The organism is Microbacterium sp. C-MGS6 (genome assembly GCF_058140415.1).
This window is the reverse complement of sequence record NZ_JBYLRT010000002.1, coordinates 61090-75602: the sequence shown is the minus strand read 5'-3', so window position 1 is coordinate 75602 and position 14513 is coordinate 61090. Positions and strand designations below refer to the sequence as shown.

At 66.2% G+C, this 14513-nt stretch carries 13 protein-coding genes; 10 read left to right on the top strand and 3 right to left on the bottom strand.

The features are described from left to right. Positions 1 to 12: 12 nt before the first annotated feature. From AC3B5L_RS17665 to AC3B5L_RS17655, 3 genes are all read right to left on the bottom strand, one after another. Complete coding sequence (locus tag AC3B5L_RS17665; protein ID WP_490096507.1) at positions 13 to 663, bottom strand: hypothetical protein; 651 nt, start codon at positions 661 to 663, stop codon at positions 13 to 15. Beyond that, positions 660 to 1634 (bottom strand): ParA family protein, encoded by a 975-nt coding sequence (locus AC3B5L_RS17660; protein ID WP_490096506.1) that lies wholly within the window; start codon positions 1632 to 1634, stop codon positions 660 to 662. Before AC3B5L_RS17660 ends, AC3B5L_RS17665 begins: the two co-directional genes overlap by 4 nt. 537 nt (positions 1635 to 2171) lie before the next feature. Next, on the bottom strand, positions 2172 to 2954 hold the full coding sequence (locus AC3B5L_RS17655) for a hypothetical protein (protein ID WP_490096505.1): 783 nt from the start codon (positions 2952 to 2954) through the stop codon (positions 2172 to 2174). Between the two features lie 285 nt (positions 2955 to 3239). On the opposite strand from AC3B5L_RS17655, the gene AC3B5L_RS17650 reads away from it, so the two are divergent. From AC3B5L_RS17650 to AC3B5L_RS17605, 10 genes are all read left to right on the top strand, one after another. Then, complete coding sequence (locus tag AC3B5L_RS17650) at positions 3240 to 3461, top strand: hypothetical protein (protein WP_490096504.1); 222 nt, start codon at positions 3240 to 3242, stop codon at positions 3459 to 3461. Then, complete coding sequence (locus AC3B5L_RS17645; protein ID WP_490096503.1) at positions 3461 to 4546, top strand: conjugal transfer protein; 1086 nt, start codon at positions 3461 to 3463, stop codon at positions 4544 to 4546. The genes AC3B5L_RS17650 and AC3B5L_RS17645 overlap by 1 nt, the downstream gene beginning before the upstream one ends. Continuing rightward, a complete protein-coding gene (locus AC3B5L_RS17640; protein ID WP_490096502.1) occupies positions 4546 to 4857 on the top strand; it encodes a hypothetical protein in 312 nt (103 codons plus the stop codon). Before AC3B5L_RS17645 ends, AC3B5L_RS17640 begins: the two co-directional genes overlap by 1 nt. A gap of 15 nt (positions 4858 to 4872) precedes the next feature. After that, on the top strand, positions 4873 to 5400 hold the full coding sequence (locus tag AC3B5L_RS17635) for a hypothetical protein (RefSeq protein ID WP_490096501.1): 528 nt from the start codon (positions 4873 to 4875) through the stop codon (positions 5398 to 5400). Between the two features lie 9 nt (positions 5401 to 5409). Further along, on the top strand, positions 5410 to 8007 hold the full coding sequence (locus tag AC3B5L_RS17630) for an ATP-binding protein (protein ID WP_490096500.1): 2598 nt from the start codon (positions 5410 to 5412) through the stop codon (positions 8005 to 8007). Then, the gene (locus AC3B5L_RS17625) at positions 8007 to 10094 is read left to right on the top strand and encodes a hypothetical protein (protein ID WP_490096499.1); all 2088 of its coding nucleotides are present in this window, start codon (positions 8007 to 8009) and stop codon (positions 10092 to 10094) included. Before AC3B5L_RS17630 ends, AC3B5L_RS17625 begins: the two co-directional genes overlap by 1 nt. Positions 10095 to 10108: 14 nt before the next feature. Further along, positions 10109 to 11290 (top strand): M23 family metallopeptidase, encoded by a 1182-nt coding sequence (locus AC3B5L_RS17620; RefSeq protein ID WP_490096498.1) that lies wholly within the window; start codon positions 10109 to 10111, stop codon positions 11288 to 11290. Positions 11291 to 11410: 120 nt separating this feature from the next. Beyond that, positions 11411 to 11971, top strand: coding sequence for a hypothetical protein (locus tag AC3B5L_RS17615; RefSeq protein ID WP_490096497.1), 561 nt, complete (start codon positions 11411 to 11413; stop codon positions 11969 to 11971). Positions 11972 to 12179: 208 nt separating this feature from the next. Next, entirely contained in the window at positions 12180 to 14318 is a 2139-nt protein-coding gene (locus AC3B5L_RS17610; RefSeq protein ID WP_490096496.1) for a hypothetical protein, read from the top strand. 8 nt (positions 14319 to 14326) lie between these two features. Continuing rightward, positions 14327 to 14503, top strand: a complete 177-nt coding sequence (locus AC3B5L_RS17605) for a hypothetical protein (RefSeq protein WP_490096495.1) — start codon at positions 14327 to 14329, stop codon at positions 14501 to 14503. The last annotated feature ends 10 nt before the right edge of the window (positions 14504 to 14513 follow it).

The following is a 14513-nucleotide window of genomic DNA, read 5'->3' as shown; positions in this document are numbered from 1 at the left end:
TTGGGTCAGGTGCTAGTTGGTGGTCTTGGGCAGGAACTCGTCGTAGGCGACGACGATCATCGCGTTCCGGTTGGGAGCTCCGAGGCGGTGCCAGAGATCCTCGAGGATGTCGACGTTGTCCTTGCGGACACGAACGATGAACATGCTCGAGTCCTCCTCGGGAGCGAACGTCACCGTGGTCCGGTTGGGGCGATTGAAGATGCTGGTGCTCTTCGATTCCCCGTACTTCGCGCGGATCAGTTCCGGCAGTCGGTCGATCGTCTCGTCGATCGCATCGAAGAGGATCTCCGAGTGCGAGTGACCAGTGCTCGACTTGTACGCCTCGTAGCGCTTGCTGATGCTCACCGGGAGCGAGATGTTCACAGGCCGATACGGGTTGGCGCTTGAGGTCGCTCCCCCAGCGGTTGCCGCCTTCGCCTCCGGGGCCGCCGCTGCAGGGGCAGCCTTCGGCGGCGCAACATCCTGCTTCTTCGCACGCGACGGCTTCCGGGAGTTGGTCGCAACTGGCGCGTTGGCTGCCGGCGCCGCGGGCGACGCTTCCTGCTCAGCCGCGGCGGGTACGGACTCGGGCTCTGGCTCCGGCGCCGGCTCAGGAGTTGGTGCCTCCACGGGTGCGAGAAGACCGGCGAAGGCGTCCAGCGTCAGCTTCGATTCAGTGCTCATTTCACCTGCTCCTTCTCGTTCGCGGCGAGCGCGTGGATGATCTCCCCCGTCAACTTCAGGTAGTCGTCTGCGAGGTCTGCCGCAGACTGGCTCAGTCGACGGCTCTTCCTGGTCTCGGTGCCCTGCTCGAGCTGGGCCTCGTCGACCTGCTCCCCCGCCTTCTTGGCCTTGAGCATCCGTGCCCAGTTGATGCGCTGGGTCTTCTGCTCCTCCATGTCTGCTGCGAGCTCGATGACCAGCTGTCCCCTGTCGCGAGCATCCACTGCGCTGGTCTGCGTGAACCGGATGGCGGAGGTAAATACAGGGGCGACGTCGCCCATGACCTGGCTGATCTGCTCCGCCTTGCGCTTCTTCATCGCGATCGCGCGGGAGTCGATCGCGAACAGCACCGCACCGAGCGGCATGATCGTCTCGTTGAGGGGCCGGGTGGCGATCACCTTCTGCGCCAGGTCGATCAGGCCGTTGATGCTGCCGTCATCCGGTGCTGTGGGTATCAGAACCCACCGCGCGGCGACGAACGCCTGCGTGAGGAGGTGGTTCTCTCCGGGTGGGCAGTCGATCAGGATGATGTCGTAGCTGGCGGCGATCCCGGCCAGCTTCTCGGCAAGAAGGTACGAGGGGTCTTCGCCTCGCATCGCCTTGCCAAGAAGCGAGTCCACGAGATGAGACGTCTGCGGTCCGCCCGGGATCACATCGAACTTGGGGCGAACGTCCTTTACCGGCTTCAGCTCCTGGCCGAGGATCAACGCCTGGAAGAGCCCCGCTCCCCCATCGTCGAGGTCCGTCCCCTTGTAGCCGAGCTCGACGCCGAGGTGGCCCTGGGGGTCCAGATCAATGGCGAGTACTCGATATCCCGCCTGCGCGAGCATGCCGCCAACGTTCGAGGTGCAGCTCGTCTTCCCGACGCCGCCCTTCTTGTTGCTGACAACGATGACTCGCTTCAACGCTGCGCGACCAGTGGCAGTCAGCATGACAGCCCCTGGTTAGGCATAGATGACACATGTGTTTGCTGCATGCAGCCAAGTCTAGACCTGATGACTGCTATATGGAAGCAATAAAACATGAATATTGATGCCATGTCTGACGTTGCAGGGTGCCTAGTTCATAGTCAGCGTGTGGCACGAGGTAATCAACAGGCTGATACGTTGCACGAATTAGGCATCTGCTTGGTAGTCAGATGGCAGTACCGGACTAGCAATCAGATAGACAACCGATAGCCAATTGGGAGCAAAGGCACTGCCAAGAACAGCTCTAGTGAATGCCAAGTGGATGCAAAGTGCATGCCTAGTCGTCACCAGGTGACTGTGAAGCCGATGCCGACGGCGGTGGTGGGGAGGAGGCCCTCATCGAAAGCACCGACCAATTCTCACATCGAGGGGGAGGGGTTGTCTGCCCAGCGGGGGAAGGAGCCATCCCTCGGGACCACCGCTGAGAAGGGGGGCAGGAGAACGCCCCCTGGGGCCGTCCAGGGGGCGTTGGTCTCGCTACGGCTCGGGGTTGAGTTGGAGTTACCAGCCGCCGTGCGTACGGATGTGGGTCTGAATCGCCTCGATCAGGGTGCCGCGAATCCGATGAACGCGACGGTTGAGGCTGTCGCGCTTGACCTCAAGCTCGTCGGCGAGGTCTTCGCGGTCCGCAGGAGTTCCGAGGTCGTATCGGGCGAGGATCCGTACCTCGGTGGGGGAGAGGGTCTGCGTGTCGATGGCCCAGCGGAGAACGAAGGCGAGATCTTCGACTGCGCGTGCGTTGTCGGTTGCCCATGCGTCGGGGTTCCAGTCGTCGACGTGCTCGAGCGGCTGGGAGTTCTCGATCGACTCCTGCAGCGTTTCGGGTTCGAGGATGACGGACTCGGCTGCGGTGATCTCGGTGATCGAGTGGAGCGCGTTCAGGCCGATGTTGGCGTGGATGCGCTTGGTGGTGCGGTGAAGCTTGTAGGTCCGAATCTGCTCCCAGATGGCGCCGATCGCGATCGCAACGGCATCCTGCGAGACGTTGTCGCGGCCCTTGATATCGCGAAGCGCGGCGCAAGTGCGCGCGAGGTGCACGGCCTTGGGGAGCATCAGCTGAAGGATGATCCGCTCGGCGAGCTCATTCCCGTCATGGCCGGCGATGAGCAGCTGGTGCAGCAGGCGATCCTGCTCGGGCGTTCCGGCAGCTGCGCGAAGGAGAGTGAGCAGCTCGTCGGCGGAGCGCTCTGCACCGTCGACGTCGATCGTGCGTGATCCGGTGGTGGCCCACTCGGTACGCAGCTGGGTGAGCAGCCCGGGGGTCTGGATTGCGGTGGAAGACATGAGTTCGGCCTCTCGTGTCGTGGTGCATGGACACGAGCGACGTTCCTCACGAGGTCTTGCCCGAACTCTTGCCCAGAAGTCAGCGACTGCACGGCGAGCCGGGCGAAGTGGGGGAGTGGCGCTCTTGAATTAGCCAGATCAGGAGCTGTTTATATCTGCTATCTGAAAAAGACAGAATCTCGTCTGTCCGATCTGCCCCTCGAAGCGCACCCATGGCATGTGACAGCGACCCGACCGGGCGCTGCAGGCGCTTGAGGAAGGGACACGGCAGTGAGCGGAGCAGCAGTGGCGGAGGAGTTCCCCGAAGATTTCGTGCGCGACGCAGCTTGCGCTCTGCGTGCGATCGACGAGATCACCACCGCGGCGCCACTTCTGCTGGATCGCCCGCTAGACCCTCACGCGCAGCAGCAGATGCTTCGCGTTCTCGAGGAGTCGCGGGCGGCCGGCGTGAACGAATCTGCAGCGCGGATCGCGCACCTTCGGATCCCGCACGAGGGGGTGAAGTGATGGCTCTGTTCAACCGGAGCAAGCAGGACGAGGCCAAGGTGGCCTCTCCCAAGCGCTCACCCAAACGGGCTGCCAAGCAGGCGACCGGTCATCCGTACACGCAGGGCAGCGCGATCGGGGCGAAGGTCGTCACGGGCCTCGCGCTGTCAGCCCTGCTGTGCGGACCGTTGGCGCTGGCAGTCGGTCTCGGTGCCGCCGCCAAGCCCGCCATCGCCCAGCAGCAGCAGGTCGACGCCGGCCTCACCACTACCCAGCAGAAGGCAGGGGGCTACGCCGTCGGACTGGTCAGTGCATGGCTAAGTGCGACGAAGGACGACCACCAGGCGCTGGGGGAGTACCTCGATCTGGCAACCGTGACTTCGATCCTCAGCGCCGAGCCTTGGGTGTACCGCGACCTCTCGGTGGTCTCGATCGAAGAGCCTGAGAACATCGACGCGCCTGAGAACTCAGAGTTCGTCGCGGTGGTCATCTCTGCCAGCGTCCGTGAGACCAGCTACGACTCCGAAGGCAACGCGCGTGACATCTGGCCCCGGCGCTACTGGCAGGTCATGGTGGCCGCTGTAGACGGCTCCCTGAGAGCGGTTGGGCTTCCAGCCCCAGTCGAGGCGCCCGCCACGGCAACTGCCGTTCGCACGGACTACGGCACGCGCCTCAGCGACAAGGATCCGGCTGGACAAACCGTCGTCGACTTCCTGACGGCATATCTCACCGGCGCCGGCGAGATCGATCGGTACATCACTCCCGGGGCTGAGATCTCGGCGATCGCCCCCGCGCCCTTCACTCAGCTCCAGCCTCTCGAGCTGCTGGCCAATGCGGAACCCTCCCAGAACCCGCGCGACGGCGAAGAGCTCCATGTACTCGCCACCGTCGCGGCCGGGAACGTGGACTCGCGCGTCCTCCCCGCGACCTACGCCATCTTGCTGACGGCGCGCGCCGGCCGCTGGGAAGTGCTCTCCATCGAGCCGGCTCCGAACATCCCTGAGGAATCGGAGCCAGTCGATTCCCCCTACACCCCGGATCCGGTATCTACCGAGATCCCCGAACCCACCGAAACCCCTGACACCACCACTGAGGAGAACCACTGATGGACACCATGATCGCAATCGCAACCGCCGCCCCTTCGATCGTCGAGGCTGCAGGCGTCAACCCCGTGCTCGCCAACGACCTGTTCGGCGGGTTCAACGAGGGGGCTCGCCAGCTGCAGACAACCGTCGGCATCGTCGTCAGCGCCGTCGCCACCATCGTCTTCCTGTTCTTCGCCGCGAAGAGAAGCTGGGGCATCGGCGCGATCGTCGGCGGTCTCTTCGTCGGCGCCGTGCTCGTTGTTGGATCCGCTCTCGGCGGCGTGAGCCTGGTCGGCCAGGTCATCATGGCCACGCTGCAGAGCATCTTCTGATCGCGAGGGCAGCGCATGGCTACTGAGGACGTTCGGATTGTTGCGAAGTTCTACACGATCGCTCGCAAGTTTCCGAAGCTGATCGGGCGCATCCAGTCGTGGAGGATCCCCGGCGGCCCGTACACGATGACCCAGCTGGGCGTGCTGGTCGTCGTGTTCATCCTCGCCATGGCCACCCGAGGAGTCTGGGGCGGATTCCCGCTCACGGACTTCATCATCTCCGTGATCGTCGGCGGTACCTGCGCGTGGGCGATCGGCCAGCTGCCCTCGCAACGGCGCAGTCTCCCCAGCCTGATCGGTGGAGCGCTGCACGCCATCAACAGTCCGGCCATGGGACGTCACCGCGGTGTGACATTCCGGCTCAAGCCCCCGCACGGCACGAGAGGCCGCGTCGCCGTCGGTCAGCCCCGAGCCGTCACTCCGCTCGAAACACTGGCCCCGCCGGCGGCCGAGCCTGCCGTCGTCCCCGCTCCGACTCAACCCCGCACCCCCGTCGCCGTCACCGGCGTCGAGCGCCTGCTGCAGCAGACCAGAGGCAAGTAAGGACCCGTGATGAAGATCGAGATTCCCGCTGTCGCGCTCGAGAAGAACCTGATGTGGACGCGCTCCGGCGTGGTCTGGGCCACCTGGCGAATCCAGCCACCCCTGGTGAACGGCAAGCCCGTGCTCTACGGACTCGCACCCACGGTCGTCAAGGGAATGGTTCGTGGGCATCACCAGGAGCTGTACCAGGCGATGCGCGGCGAAGCGCTGATGCTGGGCCTGTGCGCGGACGTTGACCCGACCGAGATCGTCGACCGCATGCTCGAGGGCATCGATGTGGGGGAGTGCAGCGAGTGGGCTGACGAGGTCGAGCGCACCTACGACGCGCTCGAGCAGATTCCGCTGGGTGAACGCGCCTACTGGCTCGCCATCCCGCTGGCAATGCGCTCACCCAAGGAGCAGCTGATCCGGATGGGGCAGGTCGGCGACAGGTATCTGCGCGAACAGGTGGGGCTGCCGGCATGGCGGCCGTCGCCCAGCGATGTCCGCTCCGCGCTCGTGGCTGCCGCGAGCGTCGCCGAGCGCATCCCGGCGAACTTCAAGCCGACCCCCGCGACCGGCGCCGAGCAGATGTGGATCGCGTTGCACCTGCAGCAGCGAGGACTCGGCGCCGACGGGATGTTCCCGCTGCCAGCGCCCAGCGTCGACGCCGACACGATTCCCGCGATCGACGGCGCTGAGGCTGTCCGCTATCCGCGCCCGACGAGCATGCCGCACCCGTGGCTCGATGAGGGAGGGCAATCCGACGTCGAGAAGGGGCAGCGGTTCGTTCCATACAAGCGGCGCTACCTGAAGGTCGTCTGCCCGTGGAGCACCGAGGAGATGCCGTCCTATCAGGTCACACAGGCGCTCGTCGCAGGCCCGCGAGACGGCTGGCAGTCGCCGGGCGTGGAGTGGATCTCGTTCGCCGACCAGATGCCCTTCGACGTCGACTGGGCTCTCCGGCTGCGCGTCACCCCCGCCGCCGACGTGCGTCGACGCAACAAGCGCGCCGAGAACGACATCAAGGACCAGTTCGAACAGCAGGACGGCACCAACGAGATCACCGGAGGCACCAGCGAGCTCGGCCGCATCGCAACCACTCTGAAGGAGTACCACGCGGCGTTGAACGCAAGCGACAAGGAGGTCGAGGTCGAGGCGGCGGTGATGTTCACCACCAGCGGCCACACCGCGGAGATCGCCAAGACCAAGGCGCGGATCCTCCGAGACGAGTACAAGCGCCACGAGTTCATCCTCGAGGCGCCCCTCGGCGCTCAGGAGGAGCTCTGGTGGGCGTCCTGGCCCGGAGTGCCGACGACCCCCAAAGTCCGCGAGCACGCCCAGATCACCACGGGCGCCGAGTTCGCCACGGGAGTCCCGATCGTGGGCTTCTCACTGGGAGACTCCTCCGGAGCACGCTTCGCGACGAACATCTCCGGCGGCCGCCGCACCCCCGTGCTCATCGACCGCGCCTCGATGCTGCGCGCGGACCTGTCCGCCAGCTTCGGGACCGTCGCCGAGCTCGGCGCCGGCAAGAGCGTGCTGATGAAGTGCGACATGGGGAACACGGTCGACCGCGGCGGGCGTGTGATCGCGATCGACCGCACCGAAGCCCGCGAGTACGCGGTCTTCGCCGAGACGCTCAGCCCCGACCAGACGCAGATCGTTGACCTGGTCGGTCCGACTCTCTCCCTGGATCCGCTGCGCGTGCTCGGACCCCGCCGTGGCGCACGCATGGTGCAGTCCCTGTTCGCGACGATGCTCGGCGTCTCCGTCATCGACCCCCGAGGCGTCGCCCTCTCCCGTCTGCTGAAAGCGGAGTACCTCGCCGCCAACGAGATCACCAGCCTGCTCAAGCTCGCCGAGCACATCAGCAGCCTGGACACCCCCGAAGCGCGCGAACTGTCAGGGCTGATCGAGACGGTCTCCATGTCAGAGCTCGGCGAGGTGCTGTTCAACGACAAGCTCCCGGCACTGGACATCACCGCACGCGCGATCGTGTTCCTCACCCGCGGGCTGACTCTCCCCACTCAGTCCGAGCTCGAGCACGAGCACCTGTTCAAGCAGATGACCCCGGAGAAGATCGTCGGCCGCGCCATGTACGCGATGCTCATGAACCTCTCGCGGACGATCGCCTTCGAAGACAAGAACACCCTCGTCGGCGTCTACATCGACGAGGTCTACTTCGTCACCAGCAGCCCCGAGGGGCTCGAGGCACTGCGGCTGATGATCCAGGACGGCCGTAAGCACGGCGCCTTCGTCGGGATCGCTTCCCATGACCCAGTGCACTTCGGTGACACCGTGATGCGCGGCCTGATCCCCGAGAAGTACGTGATGCGCCAACGCAACAAGGCGCTCGCTCGCCGAGCCGTGCAGTGGCTCACTGGGGCTGAGAGCACGGAGCCCGGCACGGAAGCCGAGCCGGCCGACGAGTACCTGGTCGAGATCGTGACCCACGACCTCGCACCTGTGGGAGCGGACGGCGAAGTCGCCCCCGAGCGCCGAGGCGAGGGCTTGATGAGCGACCGGCTGAGCACGATCGGGAAGATCCAGAAGACCCTTCCCGAGAACCCGCGGCGCCGGGCTGCCGTCCTCTCCACACCGCTGATGCGGAAGGAGGCGGCCTGATGTTCGCCCTCACGCGGGTGCTCGGCTTCTACGAGCGAACCTGGCAGAGCGGCATCGCACGACCCCTGTGGGCGCTGCGCATCTGGCTGCACTGCCACCCGGTTTGGGCGCGCATCCTCGCAGTCGTCGTCATCGATCTGTACATCGTCGTCTTCGGCAACACGATCGCCGCGCACGCAGCCGACCCGTCCCCGGTGCCGTTCCTCCCCGGACTGACCATCACCGACAGCGCGGGGATCCCGATCAGCCACTACGCGGTGCTCCCCATCGACCGTGGCGACTGGCTCAACACGGGCAAGTCGATCCTCGCCGCGTTGACGGACCCGATCTGGACCGGGCACCTCGCTGCGTTGTCGTGGCTGATCTGGGTCTACGAGCAGATCCTCACCTTCGCGTGGCTGGACATGCTCATCATCCCGTTCCAGGCCCTCGCCGATCTGATGCAGGACTTCTTCGGCAAGCTCTACTGGATCCCCCTCGCCCTGGCGATCGCCGGCGCGATCGGCGGATTCGCCATCGCGCTCGGCCGCTTCGCCGCCGGCTTCAGCGAGATGCTGATCGCCGCGTTCATCTCCGTCCTGGCGGTCACCTCCCTCGCCAACCCGGTCACGACCATCACCGCCGCCGGCGGCGCCTTCGACACGGCGCAGGACTACGGCACACAGCTATCCGCCGCGGTCGTCGCCGGCGACATTAATGCTGGCGAGACGCCCCCGGAGAACATCGCCGACGGCGTCACCGGCCAGCTCGTGAACATCTTCGTGCGCATCCCGGCGCAGACGATCGCCTTCGGCCAGGTGCTGGAGGGGGAATGCGCCGACAAGTTCGACCAGCTCATGCTGGAGAAGCCGCCACTCATCGACCAGAGCGCGGTGCGCGACGGCGTGCGCAGCTGCAACGAGTCCGCGAAGCAGTACAACGAGAACCCGAACTTCGGACAGGTCCTCACCACGGGCATCATCGCCACGGGCTCTACCGGGTCTTTCCTGGTGCCGATCATCCTCATGGCCCTGTTCATGTTCACCGCGTTCGGCACGCTGCTCTCCGGGGTGAAGACGATCTTCCACGTCCACGCCGCGATCTTGCCGATGTTCCGCGCCGCCCTGTGGCGTTCGGTGTCGGACATGGCCGTCGGCGTGATCGGCATCGTGTTCCTCTGCGTCGGCTTGGCAACCTCACTCGTCCTGACGGGCAGCGTCATGACCTGGCTCATCGACGTCGGCTACTCGGTGGTCGCGCAGATGCTGTCGGTCGACATGGTGATGATCATCGCGCTCATCTTCCTGGTGCGGATGAAGATTCGCGCAAAGCGCGGCGGACGGCGCATGGCAGACCAGCTCGCGAGACTCGGCGTCGCCGGGAGCGCCCCGAAGCCGCAGACCGGCATGAAGGCAATGGCCGTCGCGGGCATGGCCTCTCACGTCCTCGCGTCCGCACTGAAGCGACCGCCTCAGACCACCAGCATCGACGCCCGATCCCTCCATTTCGGCGCGGACGCTGTGGCCGGCGGAGGCTCAGAAGGCGGTCCGATGAACCTCACCCAGGTGCGGCCGCCGACTCCGCCGCAGCCGGCCTTGCCTGGGAGCTCCCGCCTCGCCATCACCGATGGACGAGACGGAGATGCGTTCGGCGGTACGCCGTCGACCCCGCCCCCTGACGGCCGCGGCCCGCTGGACCGTGCTGGACGCCTCGCCGCGGCCGCGGGAGTCGCCGTCCGCGTCGCTCGCGGGCTTCCCGGAGGCGCCGCAGGCGTCGCCACAGCCGCCGCCAAGGAGGTCGGAGGCGCCGTCATCCGCAAGGGAGCCCAGAAAGCCGCGCAGGCCGCCTCCAGCGGCCGCGCAGGGGCGTCTCCTGCACCCGCCGGCCCCAGCGCATCGCGTCTTGGGGAGGGCGGATGGTCGGGGCAGACGCTCACCGTCCACGAGCGCCCGCGCATCGAGGTGGGCGAGAACGGTCAGGGTCGGTTCCGCAAGGAGCCGGCGCGGCAGGTCATCGACATCAGCTCTCTGGCGCCTGCGCCGCGCCCTGACACCGCGCAGCGTCGTGAGGCGATGAAGGCCCGTCTCGCGGCGATGCGCACCGCGTAATGGAGAGCAGGGCCATGTGGAAGTGGGTCCTCGGAGTCCTGGCGGCGCTGATGGTTCCTGTCACGCTGATCGGCGCCTTCGGTTTCATCCTCCTGACCGTCATCGTCGGCTCTCCGCGGCCAGGGAACGATCTGGGCAGCTGTCGCTCGACGACGGCGTCGGCTGCGGGGGCTGCCGCGCCAAGCAGCCTGCAGATCCCCGTCGACGGACGCCGAGACATCACCCTGGACGAGAAGCAACTGAGCAACGCATCGACGATCATCGCCGTCGGCCGTGAGCGCGGGGTCCCCGACCGGGGGATCGCCGTGGCGCTGATGACCGCTCTACAGGAATCCACCCTGCGCAATCTCGCCAACAGCAGCGTGCCCGCATCGCTGGATTACCCCCACGAAGGCATCGGCAGCGACCACGACAGCGTCAACCCCTTCCAGCAGCGTCCCTCCTCCGGCTGGGGGAGCATCTCTGAGCTCATGAACGTCACCTACGCGGCCACCGCGTTCTACGGCGGGCCGAAAGGGCCAAACGGAGGATCCCCGGCCGGCCTCCTCGACATTCGAGGCTGGGAGCAGCTCACCCTCGCACAGGCCGCCCAGCGGGTGCAGGTCAGCGCATACCCGACGGCGTACGAGAAGTGGGAGCGCGGGGCGCAGCTGATCCTGCAGGCGGCCGGTGGAGGCTCCTGCACCACCGGCCAGGCAGCGCTCCCGCTGGACCCTCCCTACGTCCTCACCAGCGGCTTCGGACCCCGCGACGCCCAGGGCAACGCCAGCACCTGGCACGCCGCCGTCGACCTGGTCAACCCCGGCAACGCATGCGGGAAGCCCGTCTACGCGGTCCTCGAGGGCGTCGTCACCAAGTCGACGTTCCTGTGGCTCTCCATCAAGCACCCGGACGGCTTCACCGTCTCCTACCTGCACATGTACCAGCGAGACCACCTGGTCAAAGTCGGGGATCAGGTGGAGGCCGGTCAGCAGATCGGATCCGTGGGCAACGGAGGCGCCGAACAGGGCATGAGCTTCGGATGCCACCTAGACCTGCGCATCGACGTCTCGGGAAACACCAACCCTCAGGTCGCGCAGCTGAAGACGGTTGCCGACCTCGGCGGCGACCCGAACTGGGCCAGCTACGTGCACCCGGTGGAGTTCATGCGCATCTTCGGCGTCGAGCTCCTCGAGGCCGGGCAGACCGGCCGATAGGGGCGTTTAGAGGGGCTAGACGGGTAAACTCGACCCACCCCGATAGAAAAAGACAAAACGGCGGAATCACGGTCCCGTCGTCTTGAATTTTCAAGAATCCCCCGAGGAGAGATCGCGAACTTGGCTGCCAATGGAGCCCCCGCCTCCGCCTCGTCCGACGCACCCGAGAGCCGCCTGCAGGGCTTCTGGATCCGCACGTCCGACCATGAGCGGCTCAAGGCCGCATGGTGGGCGACGCAGACCTTCCCCACGCTCGGCGCCCTGATCTCCGACATCGAGATCTCCGAGGCGGAACGCCTCGAGCTCGAGTTCAACGACGGCAAGCCGTTCGAGCCGGCGCCGCGCGGCGCCCGCGGTCGCAAAGCCGGCGACGAGGCCGACTACCGGATGCACAGCTACTACATCCCGATCGCGCCCCACCGCCGCCTCATGGCGGCCTGGTGGTGGACACGTCAGGAGCCGGGCGGCTTCGCGTCAGTCTCGGCTCTCATGGCCGATCGGATCCTCGCTCGAGCGGAGCAGCTCGAGCAGGAGTTCAACGACGGGGAGCCGTTCCCGCCGGCACCGAAGAATGCCCGCGGCGTCGACCCAGCAGCCGCCCGCCGGCAGTCCGAAAAGCTCTCGGCACAGTGGCAGCGTGCCCGTGAAGAGCGGGGCGCCAATCCCGTGTCAGACGGCTAGGCACCGATTAGGCATCCCTTGAATACGGGGGAGATATCCCTGTGAGAAGGGGGGTTTAGGCTTCCTTCCGCTTCTCGTTCCTGCGGTGCTCAGGAAGCCTACCACCCTTGTCAAGAGGGTGCCAGGTGGCCGCCACCCGAAAAACCACCTGGCATGTCCGATCTAGCCTCAGAACAGCACCTATGACCTGTAGAGGCATGAATATGGCATGCCCGTTGCGAAGGGATTAGGCATGCGAGCTGGCATGGATGTGCGACCCGAAGTGGTGGGGGAGGTGGCAGTCCGCTCGCTGCCTCGACGCCCGCTGATCTATCCGAAGCGGGTGATCCTGGTGCTCGTGTTTACACTGATCGCCGTCGGCGTGTTCGGCATGGTCGGGAGGACGGACCTCGTCGCGCTCACGATCACCGGGGCCGCGCTGATCTCCGCGGCGGTGATCACCTTCGGGCATCGGAAGTGGCAGCGAGGTCGGTCGATCGACAAGACGATCGAGGCAGTCAACGCGGCGATCCGGACTGCCGCCCCTACGCGCGATCTCGTGAAGGCGAAGCGGTGGCGCCGCGACGAGCGCAGCGCGCATCCGAGCTGGGTCGGTATCCCCTACCTGCTCCGGATCTCCTACCCGGCCGACGTCGAGGTCATCTCGCCGAACTTCCTCGAGATCCTCGTCACGCAGGTCTCCACTCGCATGGGCGTGCCTTACCGGGTCGACAAGAACGATACGAAGCACTGCCTCGTAGACCTGGTCGTCGACGACAGCGAACCCGACGTCGTCGACGAGGAGCTCGCCGAGCTCAGCACCATCATCAGCGCTGAGATCCCGGAAGCCACCGTGACGACCGTCGACCGCGATGTCGACGGGGCGGTCACGAAGATCGAGTTCACCTGGCCGCCCAAGCAGTCGGCCCGCGCGTCCAAGCCCTACATCCAGAAGAACGTCACCTCCGTCGTCCGCGAGGTCGTCGGCAACCCGACGCTCGTCGGCGCCTACGACATCGCCGAGCGTCGGGGACTGTTCCTGCCGCTCACGCCGCTCGCCGACCGCATCCCCAACCCGTCGCGGAATGAGCTCGACCCGATGAAGGTCGTCTTCGGCCGGTTCCGCAGCGGAGCGGAGTGCATCTGGGACCTCGACGCCCCGATCCCGCATCTGCTCATCGTCGGCGGTACTGGCGGTGGAAAGACCGTCCTGCTGATGACGCTGCTCACCAAGCTGCCGATCTCGCCGTCACAGCGGGAGAAGTTCCAAACCGCGCTGCGAGGGGCGCTCAACGACCTCGGTATCGAGCACCACAAGTTCGAGGACTACTACGGCGGATGCGAGATCTTCCCGATCGACCCGAAACGGCTCGGCCTGTTCGACCTGGATCTCATCCCCGGCGCGCACCGGGCCGCGACCCGCGAGGCCGGCATCGTCGAGATGCTCCTCACGGTGAAGGAGCGGATGGACGAGCGCTACGCCTTCCTCGAGAAGCACGGCCCGCATCTGCGCAAGATCCTTCCGCCCCTGATCCTCGTCATCGACGAGGGCGAGGAGATGAACGACCTCCTCAACGACTGGTGGCAGTCCGGCGAGGGCAAGAAGCACTGGTGCGAACGGTTCGACCTCGAGAAGCCGCCGAGCGGCACCAAGCACCCGGTCATGCGGATGCTCGGCTCGGTCCTCCGCCTCGGACGCGAGGCCCGCGTGCACGTCATCCTCGCCAGCCAACAGGCCGCCTCCTCCTGGCTGAGCACGAGCTCGCGCAGCCAGTTCGCCGTCCGGATCGCGCTGCGGAACCTTGAGTCGTCGACGTCGATGATGACGTTCGGCTCCCTGATCGCCACCGAAGGGCTCGAGGCGCTCCCCGGTCGGGCCTGGGTGTCGGTCGGGAACGGCGTCAACCCCGAGCACGCACAGATCTTCTGGACACCGAAACTGGAGAAGCACCTGCCCGACGTCGACCGCAAGATCCTGCACGGCCTCGGGATCAAGCTCAAAGACGATCCCGACTTCGTGCCGCCGATCGCCGTCGACGAGGAGTACGACGCAGCTCCCGAGAAGGTCCACACGACGGCTCCGGATGTGGCCGACGCTGCGGATCTGGACCTGACCGACGAGGACGTCGAGCACCGCGATGACGGGCTGCAGAGCTTCGAGGTCGCAGCCAGCGAACTTGAGTCCGGCATGACGATCCTCGTGGACGTGAACGGCGACACCATCACGGCAACGATCGACGACGTCGAGATCGACCCGGATGACGACGGGTGCACGAGGATCACGTTCACGACGGAGACCGGTGAAGCGCGAATGTCGTCCTGCCCCGACGATGACGCGATCACCATCCTGCTCACCGCAGCGGCCTAGGAGAAGCCATGGCAGAGAAGGCGGCTCGCGTACACGGCCCGATGGAAGGCGCGCGAGCCGCCTGCGGCCGCCGGGACGTGCCCATCGACGACACCTGGAGTCGCGTGAACTGCGACGACTGCCATGCGGCCCGTCGCGCCGACGAGGCGGCCGGCATCCGCCCCGTGCAGCAACTCGCAGCGTGACTACGCTTCT

What these genes read in the sequence shown, in the direction of transcription:
- AC3B5L_RS17630 (WP_490096500.1), top strand. Translation starts at nt 5,410, where the DNA reads ATGAAGATCGAGATTCCCGCTGTCGCGCTCGAGAAGAACCTGATGTGG.
- AC3B5L_RS17655 (WP_490096505.1), bottom strand. Translation starts at nt 2,954, where the DNA reads ATGTCTTCCACCGCAATCCAGACCCCCGGGCTGCTCACCCAGCTGCGT.
- AC3B5L_RS17645 (WP_490096503.1), top strand. Translation starts at nt 3,461, where the DNA reads ATGGCTCTGTTCAACCGGAGCAAGCAGGACGAGGCCAAGGTGGCCTCT.
- AC3B5L_RS17605 (WP_490096495.1), top strand. Translation starts at nt 14,327, where the DNA reads ATGGCAGAGAAGGCGGCTCGCGTACACGGCCCGATGGAAGGCGCGCGA.
- AC3B5L_RS17660 (WP_490096506.1), bottom strand. Translation starts at nt 1,634, where the DNA reads ATGCTGACTGCCACTGGTCGCGCAGCGTTGAAGCGAGTCATCGTTGTC.
- AC3B5L_RS17625 (WP_490096499.1), top strand. Translation starts at nt 8,007, where the DNA reads ATGTTCGCCCTCACGCGGGTGCTCGGCTTCTACGAGCGAACCTGGCAG.
- AC3B5L_RS17665 (WP_490096507.1), bottom strand. Translation starts at nt 663, where the DNA reads ATGAGCACTGAATCGAAGCTGACGCTGGACGCCTTCGCCGGTCTTCTC.
- AC3B5L_RS17620 (WP_490096498.1), top strand. Translation starts at nt 10,109, where the DNA reads ATGTGGAAGTGGGTCCTCGGAGTCCTGGCGGCGCTGATGGTTCCTGTC.
- AC3B5L_RS17635 (WP_490096501.1), top strand. Translation starts at nt 4,873, where the DNA reads ATGGCTACTGAGGACGTTCGGATTGTTGCGAAGTTCTACACGATCGCT.
- AC3B5L_RS17610 (WP_490096496.1), top strand. Translation starts at nt 12,180, where the DNA reads ATGCCCGTTGCGAAGGGATTAGGCATGCGAGCTGGCATGGATGTGCGA.
- AC3B5L_RS17640 (WP_490096502.1), top strand. Translation starts at nt 4,546, where the DNA reads ATGGACACCATGATCGCAATCGCAACCGCCGCCCCTTCGATCGTCGAG.